This is a genomic window from Candidatus Poriferisocius sp. (genome assembly GCF_965208475.1).
GTDB lineage: Bacteria > Actinomycetota > Acidimicrobiia > Acidimicrobiales > Bin134 > Poriferisocius.
This window is the reverse complement of record NZ_OZ242338.1, coordinates 451845-477478: the sequence shown is the minus strand read 5'-3', so window position 1 is coordinate 477478 and position 25634 is coordinate 451845. Positions and strand designations below refer to the sequence as shown.

At 65.7% G+C, this 25634-nt stretch carries 25 protein-coding genes; 16 read left to right on the top strand and 9 right to left on the bottom strand.

Annotation, left to right across the window (positions count from 1 at the left end):
- The 3 genes from ACOGXA_RS02270 to ACOGXA_RS02260 are packed head-to-tail and all read left to right on the top strand — an operon-like array spanning position 1 to position 2250.
- Positions 1–912, top strand: a complete 912-nt coding sequence (locus ACOGXA_RS02270; RefSeq protein ID WP_419925663.1) for an FAD-binding protein — start codon at positions 1–3, stop codon at positions 910–912.
- The gene (locus ACOGXA_RS02265; protein WP_419925662.1) at positions 909–2072 is read left to right on the top strand and encodes a (Fe-S)-binding protein; all 1164 of its coding nucleotides are present in this window, start codon (positions 909–911) and stop codon (positions 2070–2072) included. The genes ACOGXA_RS02270 and ACOGXA_RS02265 overlap by 4 nt, the downstream gene beginning before the upstream one ends.
- A complete protein-coding gene (locus ACOGXA_RS02260) occupies positions 2062–2250 on the top strand; it encodes a hypothetical protein (RefSeq protein ID WP_419925661.1) in 189 nt (62 codons plus the stop codon). Before ACOGXA_RS02265 ends, ACOGXA_RS02260 begins: the two co-directional genes overlap by 11 nt.
- 139 nt (positions 2251–2389) lie before the next feature.
- Here ACOGXA_RS02260 and ACOGXA_RS02255 read toward each other — a convergent pair whose 3' ends face one another.
- The 3 genes from ACOGXA_RS02255 to ACOGXA_RS02245 all read right to left on the bottom strand — a co-directional run bounded on the left by ACOGXA_RS02255 (position 2390) and on the right by ACOGXA_RS02245 (position 5197).
- Complete coding sequence (locus tag ACOGXA_RS02255; protein WP_419925660.1) at positions 2390–2644, bottom strand: hypothetical protein; 255 nt, start codon at positions 2642–2644, stop codon at positions 2390–2392.
- Positions 2645–2907: 263 nt separating this feature from the next.
- Positions 2908–3111 carry a transposase gene (locus tag ACOGXA_RS02250; protein ID WP_419927033.1) on the bottom strand — a complete coding sequence of 68 codons (204 nt, stop codon included), beginning with the start codon at positions 3109–3111 and terminating at the stop codon, positions 2908–2910.
- Between the two features lie 49 nt (positions 3112–3160).
- Positions 3161–5197, bottom strand: a complete 2037-nt coding sequence (locus ACOGXA_RS02245; protein WP_419925659.1) for a hypothetical protein — start codon at positions 5195–5197, stop codon at positions 3161–3163.
- Between the two features lie 486 nt (positions 5198–5683).
- On the opposite strand from ACOGXA_RS02245, the gene ACOGXA_RS02240 reads away from it, so the two are divergent.
- Positions 5684–6979, top strand: coding sequence for a DUF222 domain-containing protein (locus ACOGXA_RS02240; RefSeq protein ID WP_419925658.1), 1296 nt, complete (start codon positions 5684–5686; stop codon positions 6977–6979).
- A gap of 72 nt (positions 6980–7051) precedes the next feature.
- Here the strand turns inward: ACOGXA_RS02240 and cofH are convergent, their stop codons facing one another.
- The 5 genes from cofH to ACOGXA_RS02215 all read right to left on the bottom strand — a co-directional run bounded on the left by cofH (position 7052) and on the right by ACOGXA_RS02215 (position 14502).
- The gene (cofH, locus tag ACOGXA_RS02235; RefSeq protein ID WP_419927032.1) at positions 7052–9295 is read right to left on the bottom strand and encodes a 5-amino-6-(D-ribitylamino)uracil--L-tyrosine 4-hydroxyphenyl transferase CofH; all 2244 of its coding nucleotides are present in this window, start codon (positions 9293–9295) and stop codon (positions 7052–7054) included.
- A gap of 56 nt (positions 9296–9351) precedes the next feature.
- Positions 9352–10494, bottom strand: coding sequence for a transaldolase (tal, locus tag ACOGXA_RS02230; RefSeq protein ID WP_419925657.1), 1143 nt, complete (start codon positions 10492–10494; stop codon positions 9352–9354).
- Positions 10491–12473, bottom strand: coding sequence for a transketolase (tkt, locus tag ACOGXA_RS02225; RefSeq protein ID WP_419925656.1), 1983 nt, complete (start codon positions 12471–12473; stop codon positions 10491–10493). The genes tal and tkt overlap by 4 nt, the downstream gene beginning before the upstream one ends.
- An 81-nt stretch (positions 12474–12554) precedes the next feature.
- A complete protein-coding gene (locus ACOGXA_RS02220) occupies positions 12555–13670 on the bottom strand; it encodes an FIST signal transduction protein (RefSeq protein WP_419925655.1) in 1116 nt (371 codons plus the stop codon).
- 79 nt (positions 13671–13749) lie between these two features.
- On the bottom strand, positions 13750–14502 hold the full coding sequence (locus tag ACOGXA_RS02215; protein ID WP_419925654.1) for a fatty acid desaturase: 753 nt from the start codon (positions 14500–14502) through the stop codon (positions 13750–13752).
- Positions 14503–14667: 165 nt separating this feature from the next.
- Between ACOGXA_RS02215 and ACOGXA_RS02210 the strand changes: the two genes are divergently transcribed.
- From ACOGXA_RS02210 to ACOGXA_RS02175, 8 genes are read left to right on the top strand one after another with little or no spacing between them, the layout of a single operon-like run.
- Entirely contained in the window at positions 14668–15312 is a 645-nt protein-coding gene (locus ACOGXA_RS02210) for an acetate--CoA ligase family protein (RefSeq protein ID WP_419925653.1), read from the top strand.
- Positions 15309–16769 (top strand): acetate--CoA ligase family protein, encoded by a 1461-nt coding sequence (locus ACOGXA_RS02205; RefSeq protein WP_419925652.1) that lies wholly within the window; start codon positions 15309–15311, stop codon positions 16767–16769. The genes ACOGXA_RS02210 and ACOGXA_RS02205 overlap by 4 nt, the downstream gene beginning before the upstream one ends.
- A gap of 55 nt (positions 16770–16824) precedes the next feature.
- Positions 16825–18327, top strand: a complete 1503-nt coding sequence (locus tag ACOGXA_RS02200) for a D-alanyl-D-alanine carboxypeptidase (RefSeq protein WP_419925651.1) — start codon at positions 16825–16827, stop codon at positions 18325–18327.
- Between the two features lie 50 nt (positions 18328–18377).
- Positions 18378–18998 (top strand): LON peptidase substrate-binding domain-containing protein, encoded by a 621-nt coding sequence (locus tag ACOGXA_RS02195; protein ID WP_419925650.1) that lies wholly within the window; start codon positions 18378–18380, stop codon positions 18996–18998.
- 27 nt (positions 18999–19025) lie between these two features.
- A complete protein-coding gene (locus ACOGXA_RS02190; protein WP_419925649.1) occupies positions 19026–19382 on the top strand; it encodes a hypothetical protein in 357 nt (118 codons plus the stop codon).
- On the top strand, positions 19379–19606 hold the full coding sequence (locus ACOGXA_RS02185) for a hypothetical protein (protein WP_419925648.1): 228 nt from the start codon (positions 19379–19381) through the stop codon (positions 19604–19606). The genes ACOGXA_RS02190 and ACOGXA_RS02185 overlap by 4 nt, the downstream gene beginning before the upstream one ends.
- Positions 19607–19619: 13 nt before the next feature.
- A complete protein-coding gene (locus ACOGXA_RS02180; RefSeq protein WP_419925647.1) occupies positions 19620–19883 on the top strand; it encodes a hypothetical protein in 264 nt (87 codons plus the stop codon).
- Positions 19880–20653: a tRNA (adenine-N1)-methyltransferase gene (locus ACOGXA_RS02175; protein WP_419925646.1), complete on the top strand. Its 774-nt coding sequence runs from the start codon at positions 19880–19882 to the stop codon at positions 20651–20653. The genes ACOGXA_RS02180 and ACOGXA_RS02175 overlap by 4 nt, the downstream gene beginning before the upstream one ends.
- 62 nt (positions 20654–20715) lie before the next feature.
- Here ACOGXA_RS02175 and ACOGXA_RS02170 read toward each other — a convergent pair whose 3' ends face one another.
- Positions 20716–20949, bottom strand: a complete 234-nt coding sequence (locus tag ACOGXA_RS02170; RefSeq protein WP_419848251.1) for a ferredoxin — start codon at positions 20947–20949, stop codon at positions 20716–20718.
- A gap of 188 nt (positions 20950–21137) precedes the next feature.
- On the opposite strand from ACOGXA_RS02170, the gene arc reads away from it, so the two are divergent.
- From arc to prcB, 4 genes are all read left to right on the top strand, one after another.
- Complete coding sequence (gene arc, locus ACOGXA_RS02165) at positions 21138–22898, top strand: proteasome ATPase (protein ID WP_419925645.1); 1761 nt, start codon at positions 21138–21140, stop codon at positions 22896–22898.
- A gap of 48 nt (positions 22899–22946) precedes the next feature.
- The gene (gene dop / locus ACOGXA_RS02160) at positions 22947–24470 is read left to right on the top strand and encodes a depupylase/deamidase Dop (RefSeq protein WP_419925644.1); all 1524 of its coding nucleotides are present in this window, start codon (positions 22947–22949) and stop codon (positions 24468–24470) included.
- Positions 24471–24621: 151 nt separating this feature from the next.
- The gene (locus ACOGXA_RS02155) at positions 24622–24816 is read left to right on the top strand and encodes a ubiquitin-like protein Pup (RefSeq protein WP_419925643.1); all 195 of its coding nucleotides are present in this window, start codon (positions 24622–24624) and stop codon (positions 24814–24816) included.
- 16 nt (positions 24817–24832) lie between these two features.
- Positions 24833–25630: a proteasome subunit beta gene (prcB, locus tag ACOGXA_RS02150; RefSeq protein ID WP_419925642.1), complete on the top strand. Its 798-nt coding sequence runs from the start codon at positions 24833–24835 to the stop codon at positions 25628–25630.
- The last annotated feature ends 4 nt before the right edge of the window (positions 25631–25634 follow it).

Below are 25634 nucleotides of genomic sequence, written 5' to 3'. Positions count from 1 at the left end.
GTGACCATCGCAAGGGCCAAAGGGGCGCTGGACTCGTTCGCCGCCGAGGTGGGGGCAGACGGCCCGGTGGCCGTGGTGGGGGGGCGTACTCAATGGGAGGTTTGCGGGCTGTGCCCCGAGGAGACCCGCCTGGTGCGAGCCCCAGTCGGAGTGCGGGTATTTGACCCTGCGGACATGACCATACGAGTGGGGGCTGGGACCCCGGTGGAAGAACTCGATGCCGCGCTGGCTGAGGCTGGCCAGCGGGCCAACCTGCCGATGGCGCCTGGTGCCACGGTGGGCGGCGTGCTGGCCGTGGGGCGCGATGGCGTGCATGCCCTGGGCCGGGGCAGGCTCCGAGACGCCCTCTTGGAGGCGGTCTATGTGGCCGACGACGGCCGCCTGGTCACTGCGGGCGGCCCGACGGTGAAGAACGTATCGGGCTTCGATCTGTGCCGCCTGCTGGTGGGATCGCTGGGCACGCTAGGGCTGCTGGGGGAAGTGATTCTGCGCACCTGGCCCCGGCCAGCGACCCAGCGATGGCTGGCGGGGCCGTGCGATCCGACGGAGTTGCGACGCTGTCTCTTCTCGCCGTCGTCCATCCTGTGGGACGGCCATACGGTTTGGGTCCATCTGGAGGGACACGAGTCGGACGTGGAGGCCGAGGCCGAGCTGGCTCGGTCGCTGGGGTGTGAGCCAACCGATGGCCCGCCGCCTTTGCCTGCTAATCGGGTACCAACCGGCGCGCTGAGGGCCGAGGGATTCCCCGGCAGCTTTGTGGTGCAGGTCGGCACCGGGTCGGCATACGTGTCGGAGCCGGTTTCGCTTGCCGAGCCCGACCCCGCGGTGATTTCGCTGCATCAGCGATTGAAGGCCGAGTTCGACCCCCGAGGTCGTCTCAACCCCGGGCGCGACCCGCTGGCGGCGGCATGACGGATCGGACCTCGCTGGGAATCGATCCCGAGGAACTGGCCTCGTGCGTGGCGTGTGGGCTGTGTTTGCCTCACTGCCCGACGTTTCGGGTAACCGGCGAAGAGTGGACCTCGCCCCGAGGCAGAATCAGCGCCATGCGCCAGGTGCAAGACCACGGTGCCGCCATCGACCAGGCCTTCTTGTCTTCGATGGACACGTGTGTGCAATGCCGGGGGTGCGAGCCCGCCTGCCCGTCGGGGGTGCCATTCGGCTCGATGATGGAAGCCACTCAGGCTGAGCTGGCCCGTCGGCGGCGGGTGGACTGGCGTCGGTGGGGGTTTCGGCTTCTTGGCCACAACAGGCTGCTGAACTTGCTGTCCCGGATGCTGGCCGTGGCCCAGCGACTGCGGCTGGTGCCATCCAAGCGGCTGGGGTTGCCCAAGATTCCCCTGCGGCAAGATCGGCTTCAAGTTTCAGGCGACGACGTGTGGCTGTTCACCGGTTGCGTTATGGACGCCTGGCAGCGGTCGACCCATGCTGCGGTGAAACGAGTAGTGGAAGCAGCCGGGGCCGGTGTGGCGCTGCCCGGCGCTGGTGCCGCGTGCTGCGGAGCGCTTTCGCTCCACGCCGGCCTGGAGGACCATGCCCGCTCGTTGGCGGTGCGAACTATGAGGGCACTGGAGGCCTCAGCCCCGATCCTGGTGGACTCGGCGGGCTGCGGGGCCGTCCTCAAGGAGTACGGCAAGCATCTGGGTACGCCTGAGGCAATCGCCTTCAGCGAGCGGGTGCTGGACGTCCACGAGTGGCTGGCGGCCCATGCCGACCGGCTGCCATTGGTGGGGGAGCAGGCTGAGGAACTGACCGTGGCGGTTCACGACCCCTGCCATCTGCGCCATGTGCAGCGGGCGCATGAGCCCGTGGCCGAGGTACTGGCCCGCTACGCCAATGTGGTGGCCCTAGACGACGACGGCCTGTGCTGCGGGGCCGGTGGTGCCTATGCGGCCATGCAACCGGATCTGGCGGCGTCTATTCGAGAGCGCAAGCTGGAGGCCATAGAGCGCTCCAACGCCGATATCGTGGCCAGCGCCAACCCCGGGTGCACCATCCACTTGGCCAACGCCGGCGTAGCCGTGCGCCACCCCCTGGAAATCGTGGACGAGGTTCTGGGCAGTGACCGCTGAGCACATCCGCGAGCAGCTTGAGCAGATCGCCGAGCAACTCGACGACTTGGCCATGTCAGTGCTGCGCGACGCCGTGGACGAAGGGGCCACAACTCGCCCCGAGGAAGAGAAAAAACTAACCCGAGCCCGCCGCTCAGTAGAAAAAGCAATCTCGATCTTGAAGAACGAGGGGGCCTAGCCCCTCGCTCCAATCCATTTCCCACCAATAGGCCCAGCGCGGCGTAGCGGTGCTTTGAGCACCACAAGTTCGGCCGAATGCCCGTCGACGTCGCCAAAACAGCCGACCGCCAAAACTTCCTCGCCTGCCTCAGCTGGGACTACTGACCGGACCCCGTTTCTTGGCCCGCTTGATGTGTCCACCTGTTTTCGGTCTCGTCTTGCGAGAGTGGTGGTGTTGCTAGCTGGAAGGTGCAGGGATGCCGATTGCGTATTCGTCGGAGTTTCGGGAGATGGTGCTGGACCAGATCCGGGGTGGCCGGTCGGTGGCCGTGCTGGCCCTGGCGGCGCAGCTCCGCGGCCACCCTCGGCGACCCATAGGCTCCGCCGGAGTCCGCGGGGATTCTGCGTATCACCGAGACCAGCTCGGCGTCGGCTGACTCTTGTGGGCTGGGCCCCGCATTGTGGCGGTCACACCATTCGTAGAACGCCTGGCGGCTCAGGCTGGCCGCCCGGCACGCGGCTGTGGTCGGGAACCCCTCGGCCCTCCAGGCAGCAACCTGCCTATAGCGGATCGGTGGCCCGACTCCTTCACCCAGAAGGCCGTCGCCCGCATGGCAGCTCGCGCTCCATCCGGAGCTTTGTCACCTCCCGGCGCAACTGAACCAACTCTGAGCGCTCAGCCGTGGCCGACCCCAGCCTGTCGCCTCGGTCGATGCGGGCCTGGGCGGACCCAGTTCCCCAAACTCGTCGCCCCGATGCCCAGATCACGGGCCACATGGGCGACCGGTCGGTCCCCGTCCAACACCAACGCCACCGCCCCAGCCTTGAACTCCTTGCTGAAACGCCACCTAGCCCTGCCCGGCGGCCTCTCTTTCTCCATCAATGACATGATTACCTCCTAATCGAGGTGACCGGCCAAAGGGGGATGCTCAGTAGATGGTGGTGAGAGCTTGGCGCTCTTCTGGAGTTGTTCCGCATGTGGGGACTGGATCTTTGTTCTCAATTGTGCTGTGCCAAGTCCTCAGGCTAGGCGGCAGACATAAGTTGTTGCCCGACGTGTAGAAGTACACAAGTTCGGTGAGGTTACCCAGTTGCTCGGGGATAGCGCCGGTGAGGCTGTTGTCCTGGAGATAGAGGGTGGTGAGGCCGGTCAGGTTGCCAAGCTGTTCGGGGATCGGGCCGGTAAGGTTGTTGCCGGAGAGGGAGAGGCCGGTGAGCCTCCCATTGGCCTCGGTCTGGATACCGTGCCAGGTGTGGAAGGGATTATTGGTGTTCCAGTTGGCATTGTTGGACCAATGGCGACCGCCGGTAGCGGTGTAGAAGGCAGATAACACCGCGCGGTAAGTAAACGCCTCGAGTGGTGTCAAGGCTGAGTTCGGTTTGAATGCCTTGGTTCTAGACTGCACAGGCATTTCTACCAAGAAAGTTCGATAATGATAACTCCGATAAGACATGCAGTCATACTCAGAAGAAGAACAAGATTCTATTCCAAGAGTCCTGACGGCTATAAGATCTTCACCGGGAATGATCTGCATCGGCAAAGAAGAGAAAGGATCGATTGCAACAAAAGACCATGTGCAACAAGTGTTGTAAATGGGATCAGAAGATTTGGGCAAATCTGCTATACGAACGATTTCTCTTCTATCAGAACCGTCAGAACCTACAACAAAAATGGTATCGCCATTATCTTGGAGGAAACCGTCATCTAGGGAATATTTGCCTCCAGCCAAATAAACAATATGTCTTTCATCGGGAGACCAGTGTGGGCTAGTACCCTTACCTATAGATATAGTTAATGAGCCATCGCTAACAAACATCTCATTGTCCTTGAAGCCACGCTGTACGATGACCCTGAGGTCGCCGCTAGGTGATATCCCTGGCATACTCCAGTCAGGCGATGGTTCTGGGGCACTGCCATCAGAATTCCATCTAAGGTGCTCTATGCCTAGAGTAAAGAAGTCTGATATTTTATAAAGTTTAGATCCATCCGCAGTCACAGCATACGTCCCCTGGGTCTGACTACAGCTTCGGGTTGCTCGGACCATAAAGGCAATTCGTGTGGCATCTGGAGACCAGACCGGCCGATTGCCACAAGGAGACAGCCAAGCAACATCGCTACTGCCGTCAGCATTGACTACTCTGATTCCGCCCCGGTAGCCATGACCATGGACATGACTGAACGCTAACTGTACACCATCTGGAGACCACGTCAGTTTTTGAACAAGGTTCGGATAAATGAAACCGGTGGCGATCCGTTTTGAATTATTCCCTAACCTGTCAGCAACATATATAGATTCTACTGACGTAGAATTTGTATAGGTAGTTTCGACGTAGGCTGTTCGAGTACCATCTGGTGACCATAAAAGGTTGGGCCTAACTTCCATTATGGTTGGGGCACCCCTACATTCGCGGGAGCCAGGGTTGGTCACACAGGGGTGGTGGGTCAGGAGAGTTTGTTGGGCGGTGTCGTCGAGGATGAGGTAGCAGAGGTCGTAGTCGGGGCTGTAGCCCCATTTGACTGATGCGAGGACGGTTTGGCCGTCGGTGGACTTGACCACGGGGACGGGTTCGGCGGCGAAACCACGGTTGGGGTTGTAGGCGTTGTGGCATTGGGCAGCAGCGGTCTTGTCGGCATCGGTGGTGAGTTGCGAGGTTGTAGTAGGGGGGTTGGCTTGAAGCGTGCTGACGGCGGTGTCGTCGAGGACCAGGTAACACAGGTCGTGTTTAGCGCTGTAGCCCCACTCGACCGATGCGAGCACCGTCTCGCCGTCAGCGGATTTGGCTACCGGCACCGTCTCTCCGGCGAAACCGAACAGCACCGCGCATACCAACTCGTTGCTGACTATCCCGGACTGCGCCCCGGCGGCTGGGCGATCCGAAAAGCCAGCGAGCCCCGAGGCCACAGCGACGGCAGCCACGATAGCTAGCAGCTTTTGACACACCGTCGCTGTTTCACGGGTCCACATAGCCGGGGATTCTAGTGCGAGCCTCGACCCATCTTGCTGCTGCCTCCGCCACCTGCCGATCCCAAGACTGCCAATGAGTGCTGGGAGATGAAAGTGCCTTTATAACGACCGTCGTGTCCGCTGGCCAGTCGAAAAAGCGATCTCGATCTTGGAGGGTTAACCGGCTCTGCTGGCTCACTTGACATAGGCAAAGTCGATCCCCCCATCCATCGCCCGCAGCAAAGTGGATTTACGAGCACATGAGGGCGTCGTCGGTTCTGGGTCAGCACATAATCCCGGGACGGGAAGAGACCTCGACAGATTGGCCGCTGAGGGTCTCCGCTTGCAGTTTCCGTTGGTGGCTTCGTTGGCTATCGATTTTGCTTCTGGGAGAAATGTGAGCCATGTTGCTCATGTTCTAGTCAAATCCAATGAATAACAGGAGTTATTAGCTTATGCACGTTTATTCAGATGGTTGTTGTCACGGGGGTCAGTATACTTGCATGTATGGAGTTTAGGCCCCTGGAACAAGGGAAACAGACTGGTCGAGAGCCTTCCGGGCCGGTTTGGCCGGAGGCGGTTGATGTGACCGGGCTGTCGCTGTGCGAGCTGCGGACGCGGCTGGGGCTGATCAAAAAGGCCGAGGCCCGGCTGGCCGCGATGAAAACGGAGACGCTGGCCGCCTATGCCAGCCGGGGAGGCGAGGGATTGGCCCGCCGGGTGGCCCTCGAAGAGCTACAGGCCTCCAAGCAGCAGGCCCGCCGAGAGGTGGAGACCGCCTCCCAGCTCTCGCAGGTTCCCGAGACTCTCGACGCTCTGGGCGCCGGCGAGATTCCCGAGGCCCACGCCAAACAGATCGCCAAGGCCGCCTCCCAGGGGCCGGTCGACGAAACCGTGCTGGTGGAGGCGGCCCGGCGCGAGGACTTCGGAACGTTCTCAAAGACGCTGCGCGATCACCAGCATGAGCGGTCGGGCGACGACGGCAAGTCGTTGATGGCCAAGCAGCGGGAACGCCGCTCCTTGAGTTTCTTCAAGTCGCCCGACGACGGCATGTTCATCTTGAACGGCCGGTTCGACCCCGTAGCGGGGAACCGGATCGAGGCCGCGCTGGCCGACGAGGTGCGCCGCCAGCGAAACGACAGCAAGGCCGGCGACCAGACCGCGTTCGACCAACAGATGGCCGACGCGCTCGAACACTTGGTTTGCGCCGACACCAAAGACCGCAAACCCCACGGCACCACGCTGATATTGACGGCCGAGTGGGACGCGCTGAACCACAAGCTTGCTGATGCCCGCCTGCTTGACGGCACGCCCCTGCCGGTTGACGAGGTCCTGAGGCTGGCGTGCAACGCCGACATCGTGCCCACCGTGTTCAACACCCAAGGACAGGAACTGTGGGTGGGGCGCAAACACCGCTTAGCCACCGAAGCCCAAAGAGCCGCCCTCATCATCCGCGACAAACACTGCATCGGATGCGGACGATCAGCCGTTTGGTGCGAGGCCCACCACATCCAAGAATGGCTCAAAGGCGGGCGCTCCGACATCGACAACCTAGTGCTGGTCTGCAAGAGCTGCCACCACAACATCCACGACGACGGCTGGGTCGTGAGCAGAGACCGGAACGGTGCCTACGAACTACGACCACCACCTAAGCCCTACGCCGAATTCCCCTCTGGGCAGGCACGCTCAGGGCCATCCCTCGCCCGATCTCAATCCAACCCCAAAGCTTTTCCCGACGCCTTCCCCGAAAAGGGAATCACCACCTGGCAGCCCGAAGGCTCCAAACAACTGCTATTGAGCTGACACAGCGCTGGGGTGCTGCAAATGCCCGGAGTGGATCGAAGGCAGATGGGTGGGCCCCTAGAGGGCAAGTCCTTAGGCGGTCGCGACCGCGTCGTACAGCGTGGTGCGCTGGCGGAGGGGGCGGCCTAAGGGGGCGCACAGGGCTTGGAGGTCGTCCTCGGTGGCCTCTTGGCCGTGGGAGGCGCCCGCGGCCCTCGAGATGTTCTCGTTGATGAGGGTGCCGCCTAGGTCGTTGACGCCGGCTTGGAGCATCTGGGCCGCGCCGGCCATGCCCAGCTTCACCCACGATGCCTGGATGTTGTGGATCCAGCCGTGGTAGGCGATACGGCCCACGGCGTGCATCAGCAGCGCCTCCCGGAAGGTGGGACCCCGCCGGGAACGCCGCTGCAAATAGATGGGAGCGGCCATGTGTACAAACGGCAGGGGCACGAACTCGGTGAACCCGCCGGTCGCCTTCTGGAGCTCGCGGGTGCGGATCAGATGGCGGGCCCAGTGGACCGGCTGCTCGACCGTGCCGAACATGATGGTCACGTTGGACGCCAACCCGAGGCCGTGGGCGGTGCGATGAGCCTCCAGCCACTCGTCGGTGTCGATCTTGTCGGGGCAGATAACCGCCCTGATCTCGTCGTCGAGTATCTCGGCCGCGGTGCCCGGCAGCGAGCGCAGCCCGGCGTCCATCAGTCGGCGCAGATAGTCGTCCAGCGGCTCCTCCAGCCTCCGAGCACCCTCGGTAACCTCTAGGGCGGTGAATCCGTGGACGTGGATGTCGGGCACGGCGTCCTTCACCGCCCGAGTCACGTCGATGTAGTAGTCGCCGTCGAAGCTGGGGTGGATGCCGCCCTGGAGGCAAACCTCGGTGGCCCCGGCCTGGGCCGCTTCCACGGTGCGCTCGGCGATGTCGTCCAACGTCAACAGGTAGGGGTCGCCCCGCAAGTTGAGCGATAGCGGCCCCTTGGAGAAGCCGCAGAACCGGCACTTGAAGGTGCAGACGTTGGTGTAGTTGATGTTGCGGTTGGACACCCAGGTGACCACGTCGCCCACCGCCGCCTGGCGCAACTCGTCGGCCAGCGCAGCCACCGCTTGCACCTCGGGGCCCCGGGCGCCGAACAGGGTGACGATCTCGTCGACCCCGGCCTCCTGACCGGCTCGCACTCCGGCCAGCACCTCGCCCACAGCCCCACTGGGGGCAGGGCGGCGGGAAGAAGCCCCGTTGGCAGACTCAGGGGACAGCAGCACCGGCGGCGGTTCGTCGGCGCCGGAGTACCAGCCGCCGTCGTCGGCGCGTCCCAGTCCCTCGGCGTCGCTGCGGTCGAGCACCGGGAACCGCGTGTCCTCGTCGAGCCAGCGGTCGGGGTCGAGGGCGTACTCGGGATACACCGTGAGCCTGGGGGCCAGGGCGAATCCCCTGGCCTCGGTGACTGACCGCAAGCGGTCGAGAGCGGGCCAGGGCCGCTCGGGATTCACATGGTCGGCGGTTATAGGGGAGACCCCGCCCCAGTCGTCGATGCCGGCGTCGAGCAGATGGCCGAAGTCGTCGGACAGATTGGGCGGGGCCTGAAGGTGGATCTCCTCGGGCAGGATGAGGCGGGCCAGGGCAATGGCCTCGAGGTACTCGTCACCGTCGCAGGGCAGGGCGGTGTGCATGGCGGTGCCCGGCTTGGGCAGGAAGTTCTGGACGATGACCTCCTGGACATGGCCCCAGCGACGATGGGATTCGGCGATGGCCTCCAGGGCGTCAACCCGGTCGGCCCGAGCCTCGCCGATGCCCACCAAGATCCCGGTGGTGAACGGGATGGACAGCCGGCCGGCGGAATCCAAGGTGGCCAACCGCCGCTCGGGGGTCTTGTCGGGCGATCCCCGGTGGCAGTCCAGCTCGGCCAGGGTCTCCAGCATCATCCCTTGCGACGGCGCGGCCTTGCGGAGCAGGGCCAACTCCTCGGGATAGAGCGCGCCGGCATTGGCGTGGGGCAGCAACCCGGTCTGTTCCGTCACAAGGCGGGCGGCATGGGCCAGATAGTCCACCGTGGAGGCGAAGCCGTGGGCCTCCAGCCACTGCGCGGCGTCGGGATAGCGCAGCTCGGGCCGCTCGCCCAGGGTGAAGAGGGCCTCATGGCAGCCCGCAGCCGCTCCCGATTCGGCGATGGCCAGCACCTCGTGCTCGCCGAGGTACGGCGACTCCAGGCGGGCGGGCGGGCGGGCGAAGGTGCAGTAGCCGCACTTGTCCCGGCACAGCATGGTGAGGGGGATGAACACCTTGGGGGAGTAGGTGATCCGAGTGCCGTGTACCCGATTCCGCACCGCCCGGGCCTGGGCCATCAGATCGGCCAGATCCAGCTCCAGCAGGTCTCGGCCGGCTCTGGTGGCGGCAACGGTCACCGAGCGCCTTGCATTTGATCCGAACCACCGGGTTCAGCGCCGGCGCCTTGCGTCAATCGGTCGGCGGTGGTGGTCAGGCTCTCCAAGAGATCGTCGAATGATTTCACGAAGGCCGACACCCCCTCGTCTTCCAGCCGGTCGGCCACCGCTTCCAGATCCACGCCGGCGTCGGTGACTCCATCCAGAACGGCCCGGGCGGCGTCGGGGTGGGCGTCTATGGTGCGGGCCAGCGTGCCGTGGTCGGTGAACGCCTCCAGAGTTGCGTCGGGCAGCGTGTTCACGGTGTCCGGTCCGATGAGCTGGTCGACATAGAGGGTGTCAGGATAAGCCGGGTTCTTGGTGGAGGTGGAAGCCCACAGCGGCCTTTGCACCCGCGCCCCCCGGACGGCCAGGGCCTCCCAGCGGGGTCCGGAGAACTTCCGTTTGAAGATCTGGTAGGCCACTTGTCCTTGGGCCACTGCGGCCTGGCCCCGCAATGCCAGGGCTTCGGGGGTGCCAATGGCCTCGAGCCGGCGATCCACCTCGGTGTCGGTGCGGCTGATGAAGAACGAGGCCACCCCAGACACCGACGACAGATCGCCCTCGCAAGCCTCCAGACCACAGAGGTAGGCCTCGACGACATCGGCGTAGCGGGTCAGGGAGAACAGAAGGGTCACATTTACGCTCCGGCCCTCGGCAGTCATGGCTTCAATGGCGGCCAGACCCTCAGCAGTGCCGGGAATCTTCACGTACAGGTTGGGGCGATCGATGCGCTGGCTGAGCGCCCGGGCGGCGGCCAGGGTGCCATCGGTGTTGTGGGCCAGCTTTGGATCTACCTCCACCGAGACGAAGCCGTCGACGCCGTCGCTGGCCTCATGAACCGGGGTGAGGGCGTCGAGGGCGCCGCCTATGTCGGTGAGCACGAGCTCCCAGTAGGCATCGACCACGCTCAGCCCGTCGGACAGCAGCCCGGCGAACTGCTCGTCGTAGTCGTGGCCTGCGGTCATGGCCTTTTGGAAGATGCTGGGATTGGAGGTGAGCCCCCTCACCCCGCGCTCAACCCAGCGGGCCAGCTCCCCGTTTCGGATCCACTCCCGGCGCAGGTTGTCCAGCCACGGACTCTGCCCGTGGTCGCTATACAGGTTGTGGAGAATGCTCATCGCCGTTGCTCCCAACTTCCGATCAGCGCCGCGGCTTGGGCGGCGACATTTGCGGCATTGATTCCCAGCTTGTCCAGCACCACCGAGCCCGGCGCCGAGGCCCCGAACCGGTCGATGCCCACCGGGAGGTCCACCCACCGCTCCCAGCCCAGGGTCACCCCCGCCTCCACCGAGAGCTTGGGCACGCCGGGCAGGAGCACCTCGGCTCGGTAGTCGGGATCCTGGGCCGCGAACAGCTCCCAGCAGGGCATGGAGACCACTCGGGCGGCCACGCCTTGGGCCTCCAAGGCCGCGGCGGCGGCCACGCACACCGACACCTCGCTCCCGGTGCCCACCAGAATCAGGCCGGGATCGGGGCTTCCCACCAACGTGTAGGCGCCTCGGGCCACCCCGTCGGCGGCAGCGGTGCCCTCCAGGGTGGGCACGTTCTGGCGGGTGAGGATCATGGCGCTGGGGCCGTCCATGTCCACGGCCAGGCGCCATGCCTGGGCCACCTCGTTGCCGTCGGCCGGTCGGAACACCCGCAGACCGGGAATAGCCCGCAGCGACATAACGTGCTCGATCGGCTGGTGAGTGGGGCCGTCCTCGCCGACACCCACCGAGTCGTGGCTCCAAACGAAGATGCTGTGGGCGTCCGACAGCGCGGCCAAGCGGACCGCGGGCCGCATGTAGTCGCTGAACACCAGGAAGGTTCCGCCCACCGGCACCAGCCCTCCGTGCAAGGCGGCGCCGTTCAGCACCGCGCCCATGGCGTGCTCCCGGATGCCGAAGTAGATCTGGCGACCGGAAGGATGGATTGGGCTGAGCGGATCGGCGCCGGCCAGGTTGGTGCCGGTATTGCCGGTGAGGTCGGCCCCGCCCGCAACCAGGCCCGGGACCACGTCGGCCATGGCGTTGAGGCAGGCGGAGCTGGCTTTGCGGGTGGCCACCGACTCACCCGCCGACCACGACGGCAGCTTCTGCTCCCAGCCGGCCAAGCCCCGGCCCCCCAGACAGGCCTCATACTCCGAGCGCTGGGCGCCGAGGGATTCCACTCTCCGCTGCCAGGCAGCCCGCTCGTCGGCACCCCGGCGGCCGGCGGCCCGGTAGGCCTCGACCACATCGGCGGGCACATGGAACGACTCGTCGGCCGGCAGCCCCATCACCGCCTTGGTAGCGGCAATCTCGTCGTCGAACAGCGAGTAGCCGTGAGCCTCGTGGTTGTCGGTCTGGCCGGGGGAGGGAAAGGCGACGTGGCTGCGCACGATGATCATCGACGGGGCGTCGTCCACCGCCATGGCCTCCCGGATGCCCGCTTCCAGGGCGTCGAGGTCGTCGGCCGCCTCGCCCAAGTCCGATACGTGCCAGCCATAGGCGGCAAATCGCTGGGCGGCGTCGTCGGACAGGGCCAGATCAGTGGCCCCATCGATGGTGATCCGGTTGTCGTCGTAGAGGCAGACCAGCCGATCGAGGCGCTGATGGCCGGCCAGCGATGCGGCCTCGTGGCTGATTCCCTCGGAGAGGTCGCCGTCGCTGCACAGGGCGAATATCCGGTGGTCGCAGACATCGGCGCCGAATCGGTGGCGCACCCAGCGCTCGGCCATCGCCATCCCCACCGCGTTGGCGACCCCTTGGCCCAGAGGCCCGGTCGTGACCTCTACACCCGGGGTGTGGCCGACTTCGGGATGTCCTGGGGTGCGGCTTCCCCACTGCCGGAAGTCCCGCAGGTCGTCGAGGGTGAGTCCCTGACCGGTCAAATGGAGCATCGAGTAGAGCAGGATGGAGGCATGGCCGGAGCTGAGGACGAACCGGTCGCGGTCGGGCCATGCCGGGTCGTCGGCGTCGTAGCGCATGACGCGGGTCCACAGCACATGGGCCAGCGGGGCCATGGCCATGGCCGTTCCCTGGTGCCCAGAGCGGGCTTGGTGAGGGGCATCCATAGCGAGGCCGCGGATCACGCTGATGCCCTGGGCTTCGAGAGCGGCGGGATACGCGGCCATAGAAGCTCTGATCCTTTCAGATGGCCAAGGGCCCAGCACCACCGAAGCGGTGAGCCCGGGGAGGAAGTTGCAGCCGCGCCATCATGGGAACAGCACCACTGAAGCGGTGAACCCGTGGAGAAAATTTTGCCCGCCGATTGGCCCGAACTCGCCGGCGCAGAACATTCCGGCCACCGGCACCCTTTCTAGGGCCTCGTGGACCACGGCAGCGTCGTGGTCGGGGCCGTCGAACAAATGGGTGCCCCGGCCGTTGCAGGTGAACACCAAGGCCGAACCGGCCGAGGCATCGGCCATCAACTCTCGCAGGTCTTCGTCGGCGGTAGCGGCGTCTCGCACTTGGAACTGAACCGTGGTGCCCACCTCGACCGCATCGCCCACCGCCAGCGCGCCGGTCTGCTCATCGGCGCCGATAAGCCCGCGTATGAGAAAGTCGCCCCGGTCGAACACTGATTTGTGCTCATCGATCACCACGCCCACATGCAGGCCGTTGGCCACCAGCGACCGGTCGCCTTCTTCCAGTCCCAACAAGGTCTCCCGCAGCCGGTCGACCGCGGTGCGCCCGCCCATCTCGGCCACGATATTGCCCTCGGATCTGGTCACCGTGAACGGCTGGCCGATGGGACGGCATCCCTGGGAGACCACGGAGCGAACCTCGACGCCGGGGTCTAGGAGCACGCCCACCGCACCGTCGTCGTAAACCTCACGATCGAGGACCAGCCGGTTGCCCCCCGGCCGACTGGCGGCCGAGGCCAGCCCGCCCACCAGTGTCACCCCGGACCCCGCCGTCAACAGGGCCTCGTTGGGGAAGGTGAACGGGTCGGGAACGGCCAACAGGGTGCCTCGGGCGTCGTCCGGCATCCCGCCCACGACCCATCCCTCATGGTTTCGGACCGCTTCGAGCCGCACCGCTCGGGCTGGACAGCGGGCCGCGGCCCAAAGCGAGACCGCCGGGCGCTCCTCCACTTCCAAGGGGCCGCCGATCACCGACACCGCGGTGGCGCCGACGAGGGCCGACGGGGCCAGGACTCGGTGAATGGCACCGGCCATCTCCCCGATGGAGTCGCGGTGGGCCGCCGAGGCGAACAGCACGGCCAAGTCCGGCGCGGGGCCCACCGCCTCAAGAATCTCGCCGATCACCTCGCCGACGGCGCTGGCCGAGTCGGGATGCTCGGACAAAGCGGCCCCATACCTGCTCACTCTCCGCACGCTACCCCGGCGGAGCGCCCAGCCAGCGGAAAAAACATTCTGCTACGAAGAACTGGAGGGGACTGGTGGCTCAAACCTGAGCTGAAGTCGTTGTGCGAGCGGCCAGAGCATCCACATCGGCGTGGCGAATCCGGGCCAAACCCAGGCGGCTGGCCACGCTGATGAACCACCATCCCAAGTCGAAATGGTGCCAGCGGCGGGCGAAGCGGGCTGACGTCGGGGCGGCGTGGTGGTTGTTGTGATAGCCCTCGCCGCAGGTCAGCCAGGCCAGCCAGGTGACGTTGGTGGCGCTGTTGTCGAACGGGCGGCGCCCGAAAGTGTGGGCCACCCCGTTCACCGAGCCTCCCAAGCCGATGTACCCCACGGTGTGGACTGCTGCGGCCACCGCGCCGGGAACCCAGCCCAACAGCCACATCAAAATGGCCACCCCCAAGACCAATCCGATGATCCCACGGCCGAGCAGCAACCGGTCGGGCACTGTGACCGGTATGTCCTTGGCGTAGCGCTCGGTGGTGTGGGGATCGCGGGCCGAGCGCCGGTATAGGGCGGCGTTGGTGAGCTGCACTCGCAGCCAGCCCAGCCGGGCTGGGGAGTGCGGATCTTCGGGGGTATCGGTGAACGCATGGTGCTTGCGGTGGACCGCGGCCCACTGGCGGGCGGAGATACCGGTCGCCGCCCACAAGAACACCTTGAAGAAGCTGCGGAGCGCGGGATGCAGTTGCACTGCCTTGTGGGCCAAGTCGCGGTGCAGATACACAGTGGTGGCCAGATTGGCCAGTTGGGTGAGGGCGAGTCCCACGACGACCGCGATCACTATCTGCACAGCTTGAACTCCAAAAGTCGAAGGCGGCTGCTGACTGGCGCAGCCACGGGTGTGACCATAGAGGACGGACAGGGGTTACATAACGTTCTATCACCCCAGCGGTTCATTCCTCCCAACAGCCGTCAGGGTGAGTGGGGGCAGGGTGGGCGGGTAGCTTGTTCGGAGATGGGGGCGTTGTCGGAGTTCGAGTCGAAGCGGCTCCTGGCTGACCACGGCGTTGTGGTGAGCCGGGACAGGCTGGCTGGATCGGCGGACGAAGCGGTGGCCGCGGCGTCGGACATCGGCGGCCCAGTGGCCCTGAAGCTGTGCGGCCCGTCGCTGGCCCACAAGAGCGAGCGGGGGCTGGTGCGGCTTGGGCTGGACGGGCCCGATGCGGTGCGGCTCGCCGCCCACGACCTTTTGGCCGCGTCCACCGAAGACGACGGCGAGGTGGCCTTGCTGGTGTCGGAGATGGTGGCCGGGCATCGGGAGCTCATCGCCGGCATCGTGGTCACCGAGCAGTTCGGCCCCGCGCTCATGCTCGGCTTGGGCGGAGTTCTGGCCGAGGCAATCGGCCAAGCGGTGTTCCGACTGCTTCCCGCCAGTGAGGCCGACTGTGAGGACATGATCGACGACTTGGCGATCCCCGCTTTGCTGGGGCCGCTGCGGGGCGAGCCGGCGGTGGATCGGGACGCGCTGACCGCCGCCTTATCGGGACTGGCCGTCGCGGGAGGCGGAGACGGCATCAAAGCCATCGATGTCAACCCCCTGGTCATTCGCGACGGCCGGCCGGTGGCAGTGGACGCCCTGGTTGTGGTGGGCGGCTCATGAGCCCGGCCCCGCTCGATCTCCTGTTCAATCCCCGGGGCATTGTGGTGGCCGGCGCCTCCACCCATCCGGGGAAGTTCGGCTTCGTTGCCCTCCACAACGTGTTGGCGGGAGGATTCGACGGGCCAGTGTTCGCCACCAATCCCGAGCAGCCGACCATCCTGGGGCTCGACACGCTGGCATCGGTCGAACAGGTGCCCGCAGGGGCAGCCGACCTGGTTCTGATCTGCACGCCCCCTCAGAGCTGCGCCGACATCTTGCGGTCGGCGGCCAGCCGGGGCATCGGCGCGGCCTTTGTCACCTCAGGCGGTTTCCGGGAGGCCGGTTCCGAAGGCGCCCGGGCCGAGAAGGATCTGATCGGTCTAGCCGGCTCGCTGGGCATGACAGTGGCCGGGCCCAACGGGCAGGGGCTGATCTCCACCCCGGCCAAGCTGGCCGCTCAGATCGTGGCGCCGGTTCCACCCCCTGGTCCCATCGCGGTGGCCAGCCAGTCGGGCAACCTGGTGTCAGCGTTCATGAACTACGCCGCCCACTGCGGAGTGGGCATCAGCCGGGCGGTGAGCGCGGGCAACGCGGCCATGGTGGGAGTGGTCGACTATCTGGGCTGGTTCGCCGGCGATCCCCATACTCGGGCCATGGCTGCCTATGTCGAGGGGGTGGGCGACGGCCGGCAATTCGCCACGGCCATCCGGGAGGCGTCTGAGGCGAAGCCGGTGGTGCTGGTCAAGGGAGGGACCACGCCTCGGGGTATGCAGGCCGCGGCCAGCCACACCGGCGCTCTGGCCACTGACGACCGGATATTCGAGGGCATGGTGCGCCAGAGCGGCGCCGTGCGGGCCGCCACCGTCGAAGAGGCGTTCGACGCCGTCGCCGCCTTCGCCACCCAGCCCCTGCCCGCCGGTCCCCGCACGCTTGTGCTGTCCAGCGCCGGGGGGTGGGGCGTCATCGCCGCCGACGCGGTGTCGAAGTCCGGCCTGGAGCTGATCCCCCTTCCCGCCGATCTGGAAACGGCCATCGACCGGTTGGTGCCGCCCCGCTGGAGCCGCCACAACCCCATTGACCTGGCCGGGGGAGAGAGCCGCGACACCATCTGCGAGGTGATCCACCTGGCGGCCGAGCATCCTGAAGTCGACGCGGTGGTCTATCTGGGAATGGGCATACAGGCCAACACCGCCTCCCATCTGCGGTCAGGCCCGTACTTCCGCTCAGCCGAGCTGGCCCGCATCTGCGAGTACCACGAGCGCCAGGACAGCCGCTTTGCCGAGGCCGCCATCGAGGCTTCGGCGCAAACCGGCAAGCCCATCCTGGCCGCCACCGAGCTGGCCGCCACCCAGCCGGGCAACTCCGGACCGGCTGCACTGGCCGGCGGACACCGCTACTGCTTCCCCTCCGCCGACCGAGCAGTGCGGGCCCTGCACCACCTGTGGTGGTACGCCCGATGGCGCAAGCGCCACCTATGAGCCGGGGCGCAATCCGCACCCGCCAATTCCCAGACGGACCACTAGGATTACCGCGGTGCGCCGAATCGTGATGCCTCTTTTGCTGTTGGCGGTCGCCCTCGGGTCACTTGTCGGCTCCAACTATCTGAGCGACCGGCTGCACGAGAACCTCGGCGAAGTGGTGGCCGACGACACGGCCCCTCCCGGAGTGGGCACACCCCTCATCTCCACCCTCCGGTTGCGGGAGCTGCTGACCCCGTCGCTGACCGAGCCTGACTTCTTCACCACTCTGGACAACCTGATGGCCACCGCCCCTGCGGCTGCCTGTCTCTCCGTCAACTTGGACGACCGCGTCCCCCCGTTTTACGAGAGCGGCGCCAACACCCAGGTAATGCCCTCTGAAGGCCTGGTCTTGCTCACCTTGGCCACAGCGAATGAGGTGCTCGGCCCTGATCACAGGTTCACCACTTCGGTCCAATCCACCGTTCCGATGGACGGGGGGGTGGTGAACGGAGACATCTACTTGGTGGGCGGGGGCGATCCGCTGCTGTTCACCGAGGAATTCCTGGCAACGCCGGCGCAAGGCCAAGACCGGCTTCATACTCCGGTCGAAGACCTGGCCCAGGTGCTGGTGGATGACGGTTTGAGCCTGGTCACCGGTGCGGTGGTCGGAGACGCCACCCGCTATGACGACCTCCGCTATGTCCCGTCCTGGCCGGAGAACATCATCGACTCCGAGAAGATCGGCACTCAGCTAGCACTGCAATTCGACGACGGCTGGGTGCAGTTCCCGGTCTCGGAACCGCAGCCGGCAGCCGATGAGGCTGACGGGACCGGGGAGCAAGACGGGGCTAACGCCTATCTGTCGGCAGAGGATCCGCCGTTCTACGCGGCCGCGCTGTTCGACGACATGCTCGAAGCCCGCGACGTGGTCATCCGCCGAAGCCCCCGCTCCGAAGCGGTGCCCGAAGACGAGGAGGCCTACCTGTTGGCGTCGATCGAGTCGGCGCCGCTCTCAGACCACTACCGCCAGATCCTCGCCAACCGAGACATCGAGACCACCGAGCTTCTGCTCAAGGAGATCGGTCTGGCTGCGTCGGGAACCGGCAGCACCATCGCCGGATTCCAAGCGGTAGAGAACACGCTCAACGATGCGGGGATCGAAGTCGACCAGCTCCAGCTTCTCCAGTTCGACGGCTCGGGAATCGATCCGGCCAACGTGGCGACCTGCCCGGTGTTCACCTCGCTGTTGGACAGCGCGGAGTTCAGCCCGCTGTTCCACGAACTCCTCCCCACCGCGGCTGAAGCCGGCCCGCTTCGGGATCGGTTTGGCGGAGTCACCGATCCAGGACGGATCACTGCCTTCTCGGGCGGAGCGTCGAACGTCACGGCGATGATGGGCTACATCGACATCGGCAGGGGCCAAGAAATGACGTTTGCCTTCATTGCCAACCAGCCCGGCGCAGACGACAACCGGGCCATCGGTGGCCTGGAAGAGCAGATCGTGCGCCATCTGGCCACGCTGGCCGCCAAACCCAGCCTCGACGACATCGGTCTCCAACCGATCCGAAGCGGCTGACCGGAACCGAAAAAGACCCCGTTTGAATGACTGCGACCGAGACGGCCGCCATGGCCATGTTTCCTCTGGGAATGGTGCTGATGCCCACGATGGTCGTGCCGATCCATGTGTTCGAACCCCGCTACCGACTGATGACCAGGGATTGCATGGAAAGGGGCAGTGAGTTCGGCGTAGTGCTCATCGCGCGGGGCAGCGAGGTGGGCGGTGGCGACGTCCGCACCGACGCGGGAACCGCAGCCAAGATCATCGACGCCCGGGAGTTTCCCGACGGGCGGTGGGGTCTGGTTGCCGCCGGGGCGCGCCGAATTCGGGTTTCCCGTTGGCTGGAAGACGATCCCTACCCCCGGGCCGAGGTCCAAGACTGGCCCGATGCCGCCGAAGAAGGCGGCGACGGGGCGGAGATTGCCGCCAACCTGCCTCCGGTAACCGCTATGTCGCGCCGAGTGCTGGCCTTGCAGTCGGAATTGGGAGCGACAGGTCCACCGGCCACCTTCGAGGTGTCCGAAGACCCCGCGACCGCCATATGGCAGCTAGCTGCCCTGTCTCCCAGCGGACCGCTGGACCGGCAGAGGCTGTTGACCGCCGACGGCGCGGCCCGCCGTTTGAGCCTGCTGGCCGATCTCCTCGACGACGCCGAGAAGGTCATCCGAGCCCGAATCGAGATGGGGTAGTGGAAGCCGCCGGGATAGGCTGATCGATTGCAGGAGGAAGCCGTGCCCAACCGCTCGAACAACGCCCAAGAGGACAACCCGCCGGCCAAAGTGGCCGCCGAATTGAAGACACTGCTCATCGACTACGCCCGCCAGGAGATCGTGTCGCCGCTGTCTCAGCTCGGAAGAACGCTGAAGCTCGGCCTTCTGGGCGCGCTGAGCATAGGCGTGGGGCTGGTTTTCTTGGCCATAGCCGGATTGCGCCTGCTCCAGGCCGAGGCTTCCGGGGTGTTCGACGGAAACATGAGCCCCCTGCCCTATCTGGTGGTGCTCGTCGGACTGCTCGTGGTGCTGGCAGTGCTGGTGGCCGCCAAGACCCGCACATCTAGAGGAGGCCGCTCATGAGCGACATGGACATGGACATGGAACCCGAGCCGATCGACAGAGACGATATCCGGGCAAAGTTTGAAGACCTCAAGACCAGCCTGGACCACACCGCCGACGCGGCACGCGCTCCGATGCTGGCCGTGGGCATTGGCACCGTGGCGGTTCTGGTGGTTTTGGCTTTCCTGCTGGGTCGGCGGCGCGGTCGGGCCGGCCGGACCGTGGTCGAAGTTCGCCGGGTCTGATCGGGCGGGGAAGATGCCGGACCCGCTGGGATATTTGCGCCGACAAGCCATCCGGCGCGGCGTGGCGGGCGGAAGCCGGGCATGGCTCGTGGTGGGCGGTGTGGCCTGGGGGTTGCGCCTGTTGACCCGAATGGCCGGCACCCGCCGCCTGCGAGCTGTGCTGACCGATGAGCTGCGCCCCGGCGAAAGCCTGCTCATCTCCCATCTGCCCGACCAACCCAGGAAGGCGCCTCCTGATTCGGCGACCCGAAACGCCCCATCCCGATCGACCGGATGAGCCGGACGCTCCAAGCCGGCGAATTGGTGCTGCTCACCGACCGGAAGGGCCGCCGCTATCTGGTGACGCTGGCCGAGGGCCGTGAATTCCACACTCACGCGGGTTCGGTGGCCCACGATGCGCTGATCGGCAGCACCGAGGGCATTCAGGTGCGCACGACCCGAAATGCCGAACTGACCGTTTGGCGCCCCACCCTCCGCGACTATGTGCTGAAGATGCCCCGGGGGGCGCAGGTGGTGTACCCCAAGGACAGCGCGGCCATCATGATGCTGGCCGATGTGTTCCCCGGTGCTCGGGTGCTGGAGTCGGGCGTGGGATCGGGGGCTCTGTCGATGAGCCTGCTAAGGGCCGGGGCGATGGTGCTGGGCTATGAGATCAGGGAGGACTTTGCCCAGCGAGCAGAGGAGAATGTGAAGGCCTTTCTGGGATCAGATGTCTCCGAGCGCTACCAATTGGAGATCCGGGATTGCTCCCTGGGGATCGACGCCAATGAACTGGACCGGGTGGTGCTGGACTTGCCCGAGCCCTGGAAGGTTGTGCCCCACGCGGCCGCCTCGCTGCATCCCGGCGGCATCCTGGCCGCCTATACCCCGAGCATTGTGCAGGCCGTGCAGCTAAGGGAGGCCTGCGAGGCCGGGCCCTGGGCGGCGGCGTCCACAGTGGAGATACTGCACCGTGGCTGGCACATCAAAGAAGACGCGGTCAGACCCGAGCACCGAATGGTAGGACACACCGGGTTCGTTACCACCGCCCGCAGGCTCGCCGGCTAGCGGCAGAGGACTCGGCCACCCCGCAGGCTCGCCGGCTAGCGGCGGAGCTCAGTGGATGGAGCTCAGACCTCGATGAAGATGCACTCCCCAGGGCATTCCTCGGCCGATTCGATGGTGGCCTCTTCCTGGCCCTCGGGCACGATGGCCAGCCCCTCGACCCCGCCCGGCTCGCTGAATACCGTGTCGCCCTCTTTCACGTAGGCCAGACCGTCGTCGAGCAACGTGAATACATCGGGGGCGATCTCCTCGCAGAGACCGTCACCAGTGCAGAGATCCTGATCGATCCAGACCTTCATTTGCATCGGTGCAGAGCCCTTTCGTGACGAATGGCGGACGCCGGGAATGGTAGACGCTGGGGGTGCCTAGAGTGTAACCGACCTGAGGGCGATCTCTGCTGTGCGGCGGAAATTCCTCTCGGAGGGCCTGAAGTCAGCTCGCATTTGCGCAACGGCTATTTTGCTGGGGGCGTATAGAGTCGGGGGATATGGCACAGGGCAACGCCACAGCGGACGAGGAGAGGCCAGCCGAGGAGATTCCTTGGGCTGAGCAGGTGGCGGCGCTGGAGAATGAGGTGGCTGCCCTCCGCCAACGGCTTCAAGATGCTCCCAAGCGGGTTCGCACCTTGGAGGAGCGGCTGCTGGAAACCAAAGGACAGCTGGCCAAGGCCGTCTCCCAGAACGAGAAACTCACCTACACCCTGCGCGAGGCCCGCGAGCACATCTCCGCTCTGCGCGACGAGGTGGACAAGCTCACCCAACCGCCATCGGCGTACGGAGCGTTCTTGGGCCACAACGACGACAACACGGTCGACGTGTTCTCCGGGGGGCGCAAGATGCGGGTCGCGCTGCACCCGGAGATTGCGGCCGATGAACTGCGTCGAGGCCAAGAGGTGGTTCTGAACGAATCGCTGAACGTGGTGCTGTCCCGGGTGGGCGATGGCACCGGCGAGGTGGTGACCGTCAAAGAGGTGCTGAGCTGCGGCCGACGGGCGATCATCGTCGGTCGGGCCGACGAGGAGCGGGTGGTGGAGTTGGCCGCGGAGCTGGCCGATCAGCCGTTGAACAGCGGCGACACCGCGCTGATGGACTCCCGTTCAGGGCTGCTCGTCGAGCGGCTGCCCCGACCCGAAGTGGAAGATCTGGTGCTGGAAGAAGTGCCCGACGTCACCTACGAGCAGGTCGGAGGACTTGACGAGCAGATCGAGCAGATCACCGACGCGGTGGAACTGCCCTTCATGCACCAGGAATTGTTCGCCGAATACCAGCTTCCCGCCCCGAAGGGCATTCTCCTCTACGGCCCTCCCGGCTGCGGCAAGACCCTGATCGCCAAGGCGGTGGCCAACTCCTTGGCCGGCAAGGTCTCCGAGATCAACTCAGATCGGGAGGCCCGCTCCTACTTCTTCAACATCAAAGGCCCTGAGCTCTTGAACAAGTACGTCGGCGAGACCGAGCGCCAGATCCGGTTGGTGTTCCAGCGGGCCCGGGAGAAGTCGGCCGAGGGTTGGCCTGTCATCGTGTTCTTCGACGAGATGGAGTCTTTGTTCCGCACTCGGGGCACCGGCATCAGCTCCGACATGGAGTCCACCGTGGTCCCCCAGCTCCTAGCCGAGATCGACGGGGTGGAGGCGCTGCGCAACGTGATCGTGATCGGGGCCTCCAACCGGGAAGACCTCATCGATCCCGCCATCCTGAGACCAGGGCGCCTGGACGTGAAGATCAAGATCCAGCGTCCCGACGCCGACGCCGCCGGCGCCATCTTCGCCCGTTATCTCACCACCGAGGTGCCCATCGCCGCCGAGATGGTGGAAGGACTGGGCGGAGGTGACCCGGACAAGGCGATCCAGGCCATGGTCGAGCAGACCGTGGTCGAGATGTTCTCGGAGGAGGAGCGCAACCAGTTCTTGGAGGTGACCTACCAGAACGGCGACAAGGAGATCATGTACTTCAAGGACTTCGCCTCCGGCGCCATGATCGAGAACGTGGTGCGGCGGGCCAAGAAGCTGGCCATCAAGCGCTCCATTGCCGGAGGGGCGCCGGGCATCCGCATCAACGACCTGTTGGAGTCGGTGTACCAGGAATACCGCGAGCATGAGGACCTGCCCAACACCACGAACCCCGACGACTGGGCCAAGATTTCGGGCAAGAAGGGGGAGCGGATCGTTTTTGTCCGCACGCTTTTGTCCAGCGAGGAGACAAACCAGGGCGGGCGCTCCATCGAGGGGGTCGGCCCCGGCCAATACCTCTGAATCCGATAACCGCCGGCATTCCCACTCATGTCGGGTAGCGTGCCAGCCATGTCCGTTCCCAAGATCTGCGGCATTGAGACCGAGTTCGGGATCGCGCACACCGGCACCGAGGACTCCAACCCGATCACCGCTTCTTCTCTGCTCATCAACTCCTACCTGTCGGAAGTGGAGCGCACCGGCGAGGGAGGGCCTGCATCCGGGGTGTCCTGGGATTTCGAAGACGAGATGCCCGGCAACGACATCCGGGGCATCGCCCCCCTGGGATCGCTGGCCCCCGAGATCGAGACCCACCTGGTGAACGCCGTGCTCACCAACGGGGCCCGCTATTACGTAGACCACGCCCATCCCGAGCTGTCCACCCCCGAGTGCAGCAACGCCCTGGATGTGACCCGCTACGACAAGGCGGCCGAGTTGATTCTGATGCGCTCAATGGAGTCGGCCGCCCGGGTCCTGCCCCCAGGCCAGGAGCTGGTGGTGTACAAGAACAACTCCGACGGCAAGGGCAACAGCTACGGCTGCCACGAGAACTACCTCATGGCCCGCGCCACCCCCTTCTCCCATATCGTGGTCCACGCCACTGCTCACCTGGTGACCCGCCAGATCTTCACCGGCTCGGGCAAGGTGGGCTCTGAGGCACCCGGCCTCACCACTGCGGAGATTCCGTTTCAGATCACCCAGCGGGCGGACTTCTTCGAGGAGGAGGTGGGCTTGGAGACCACGCTGAAGCGGCCGATCATCAACACCCGGGACGAGCCCCATGCCGATGCCCGGCTCTACCGCCGCCTGCACGTCATCGCCGGAGACGCGAACATGTCGGAGGTGGCCACCTTCCTCAAGGTGGGGACCACCGCCATCGTCTTGGCCATGGTGGAGGACAACGTATTGCCCCGGGAGTTCCGCTTCCGGACACCGGTGCCGGCCATGCGACAGGTGTCCTACGACCTGAGCCTGACCAAGGCGCTGGAGCTTCTCGACGGAACTACCGTCACCGCGCTGGATGTCCAGTGGGATCTGCTGGACCAGGCCCGCAAGTACGCCGACAGCCACGGGCTGGACGCGGTGGGCGGCCCGGTGGGCGACATGGTGATCGACCGATGGGAGCAGGTCTTGACCGGTTTGGAGGCCGACCCCATGAGCCTGGCCCGCCAACTCGACTGGGTGGCCAAGTACCAGCTGGTGCGGGGCTTGGCCCAGCGCCATGGCCTGCGGCCCGATGACGCCCGACTGGCCGCGCTCGACCTCCAATACCACGACTTGCGGCCAGAGCGCTCGGTGGCTGCCCGAGTGGGGCTGGAGACCCTGGTGCCGGCCCGAGAGGCCCGAGCGGCTATCTCCGATCCGCCGACAGACACCCGAGCCTACTTCCGAGGCCAGTGCCTCAAGCGGTGGGCGCCCAGCATCGTTGCCGCCAACTGGGATTCGATGGTGTTCGACGTGGGCGACGAGCCGCTCCGCCGGGTGCCCATGATGGAGCCCACCAAGGGCACGGCCGACCATGTCCACGACCTTCTGGCCCGAGCCGACACCGCCGCCGATCTCCTGAACCGCTTGGGGGAGCCGAGCTCGCGCTAGGGCAACTTGCAACCGAACCCGAAGCTGAACCGCTTGGGGGAGCCGAGCTCGCGCTAGGGCATCCCGGCAATCTGTCTTCCCGTCGGGTTGTAGCCGCATCGGGGAGAGTGCGATATCGTGATCGGCACGCACCCACCCTTGAGGGGAAGAGATGGCGGAGAGAGAGCAAATCAGAAGACCCGCACCTCAACGAGAGCAGTCTGATGTCGAAGACGCTCAGGCGGTCTCGGGGCAGGGCGAGGAGTTGAAGGCCGAGCTCGACGAGCTGTTGGACGAGATCGACGAGGTGCTGGAGTCCAACGCCGAGGACTTTGTGAAGTCCTATATCCAAAAGGGCGGCCAGTAGCGGTAGTCTGCCCACTGTGACGCTGCCCCTCTTCGAAGCCGGGGGCGACCCTGGCCCCAACTTCGCGGCGTTGCTGCGCTCCGCCGGACTTGCCCCGCCGGTGCCCGATGCCCCGGCGCCCGACAGGGCCACAGCCCACGCCACCACGGTGGTGGCCATCCGCTGCCGACAGGGAGTGGTTATGGCAGGAGACCGCCGGGCCACCGCTGGGCACCTCATCAGCCATCGGACCATCGAGAAAGTGTTCCCCGCCGACCGCTATTCCGGGGTGGCCATCGCCGGGGCCGCCGGGCCGGCCATGGAGATGGTCCGGCTGTTCCAACTGCAACTAGAGCACTACGAGAAAGTGGAGGGCAAGGCTCTCAGCCTGGACGGCAAAGCCAATCAGCTGGGCATGATGGTTCGGAACAACCTGCCGGCAGCCATGCAGGGATTTGCCGTGGTCCCGCTGTTCGCCGGCTATGACAGGCCCCGCGAAATCGGTCGCCTGTTCCAGTACGACTTGACCGGGGGCCGCTACGAGGAGCGGGAGTATGCGGTGGGAGGTTCGGGGAGCCTTCACGCGGGAACGGTCATCAAGCTGGGATACCGGCCCGATGCCGATGCCGATGAGATGATCGACCTGGCGGTGTCGGCCCTGTTCCGCACCGCTGAGGAGGACTCCGCCACCGGCGGCCCTGATCTGGTGCGGGGCATCTACCCGGTGGTGGCGGTCATCGGCGCCGACGGATTCGACCGAGTGGCCGATGCCGACGTAGAAGCGCGCTTTCGCGACCTGTTGGCCAGCTTGGAGACCAGTGGGGGTGCTTCATGACCGT

Excerpts from the sequence above, each read along its gene's own strand:
- arc (WP_419925645.1), top strand. The coding sequence starts at position 21,138 with ATGGCACAGGGCAACGCCACAGCGGACGAGGAGAGGCCAGCCGAGGAG.
- ACOGXA_RS02155 (WP_419925643.1), top strand. The coding sequence starts at position 24,622 with ATGGCGGAGAGAGAGCAAATCAGAAGACCCGCACCTCAACGAGAGCAG.
- ACOGXA_RS02250 (WP_419927033.1), bottom strand. The coding sequence starts at position 3,111 with ATGGAGAAAGAGAGGCCGCCGGGCAGGGCTAGGTGGCGTTTCAGCAAG.
- ACOGXA_RS02195 (WP_419925650.1), top strand. The coding sequence starts at position 18,378 with ATGGCCATGTTTCCTCTGGGAATGGTGCTGATGCCCACGATGGTCGTG.
- ACOGXA_RS02170 (WP_419848251.1), bottom strand. The coding sequence starts at position 20,949 with ATGAAGGTCTGGATCGATCAGGATCTCTGCACTGGTGACGGTCTCTGC.
- ACOGXA_RS02245 (WP_419925659.1), bottom strand. The coding sequence starts at position 5,197 with ATGTGGACCCGTGAAACAGCGACGGTGTGTCAAAAGCTGCTAGCTATC.
- ACOGXA_RS02210 (WP_419925653.1), top strand. The coding sequence starts at position 14,668 with ATGGGGGCGTTGTCGGAGTTCGAGTCGAAGCGGCTCCTGGCTGACCAC.
- cofH (WP_419927032.1), bottom strand. The coding sequence starts at position 9,295 with ATGGCCCAGGCCCGGGCGGTGCGGAATCGGGTACACGGCACTCGGATC.
- ACOGXA_RS02240 (WP_419925658.1), top strand. The coding sequence starts at position 5,684 with ATGGAGTTTAGGCCCCTGGAACAAGGGAAACAGACTGGTCGAGAGCCT.
- ACOGXA_RS02185 (WP_419925648.1), top strand. The coding sequence starts at position 19,379 with ATGAGCGACATGGACATGGACATGGAACCCGAGCCGATCGACAGAGAC.
- ACOGXA_RS02175 (WP_419925646.1), top strand. The coding sequence starts at position 19,880 with ATGAGCCGGACGCTCCAAGCCGGCGAATTGGTGCTGCTCACCGACCGG.
- ACOGXA_RS02205 (WP_419925652.1), top strand. The coding sequence starts at position 15,309 with ATGAGCCCGGCCCCGCTCGATCTCCTGTTCAATCCCCGGGGCATTGTG.
- dop (WP_419925644.1), top strand. The coding sequence starts at position 22,947 with ATGTCCGTTCCCAAGATCTGCGGCATTGAGACCGAGTTCGGGATCGCG.
- tal (WP_419925657.1), bottom strand. The coding sequence starts at position 10,494 with ATGAGCATTCTCCACAACCTGTATAGCGACCACGGGCAGAGTCCGTGG.
- ACOGXA_RS02180 (WP_419925647.1), top strand. The coding sequence starts at position 19,620 with ATGCCGGACCCGCTGGGATATTTGCGCCGACAAGCCATCCGGCGCGGC.
- tkt (WP_419925656.1), bottom strand. The coding sequence starts at position 12,473 with ATGGCCGCGTATCCCGCCGCTCTCGAAGCCCAGGGCATCAGCGTGATC.
- ACOGXA_RS02265 (WP_419925662.1), top strand. The coding sequence starts at position 909 with ATGACGGATCGGACCTCGCTGGGAATCGATCCCGAGGAACTGGCCTCG.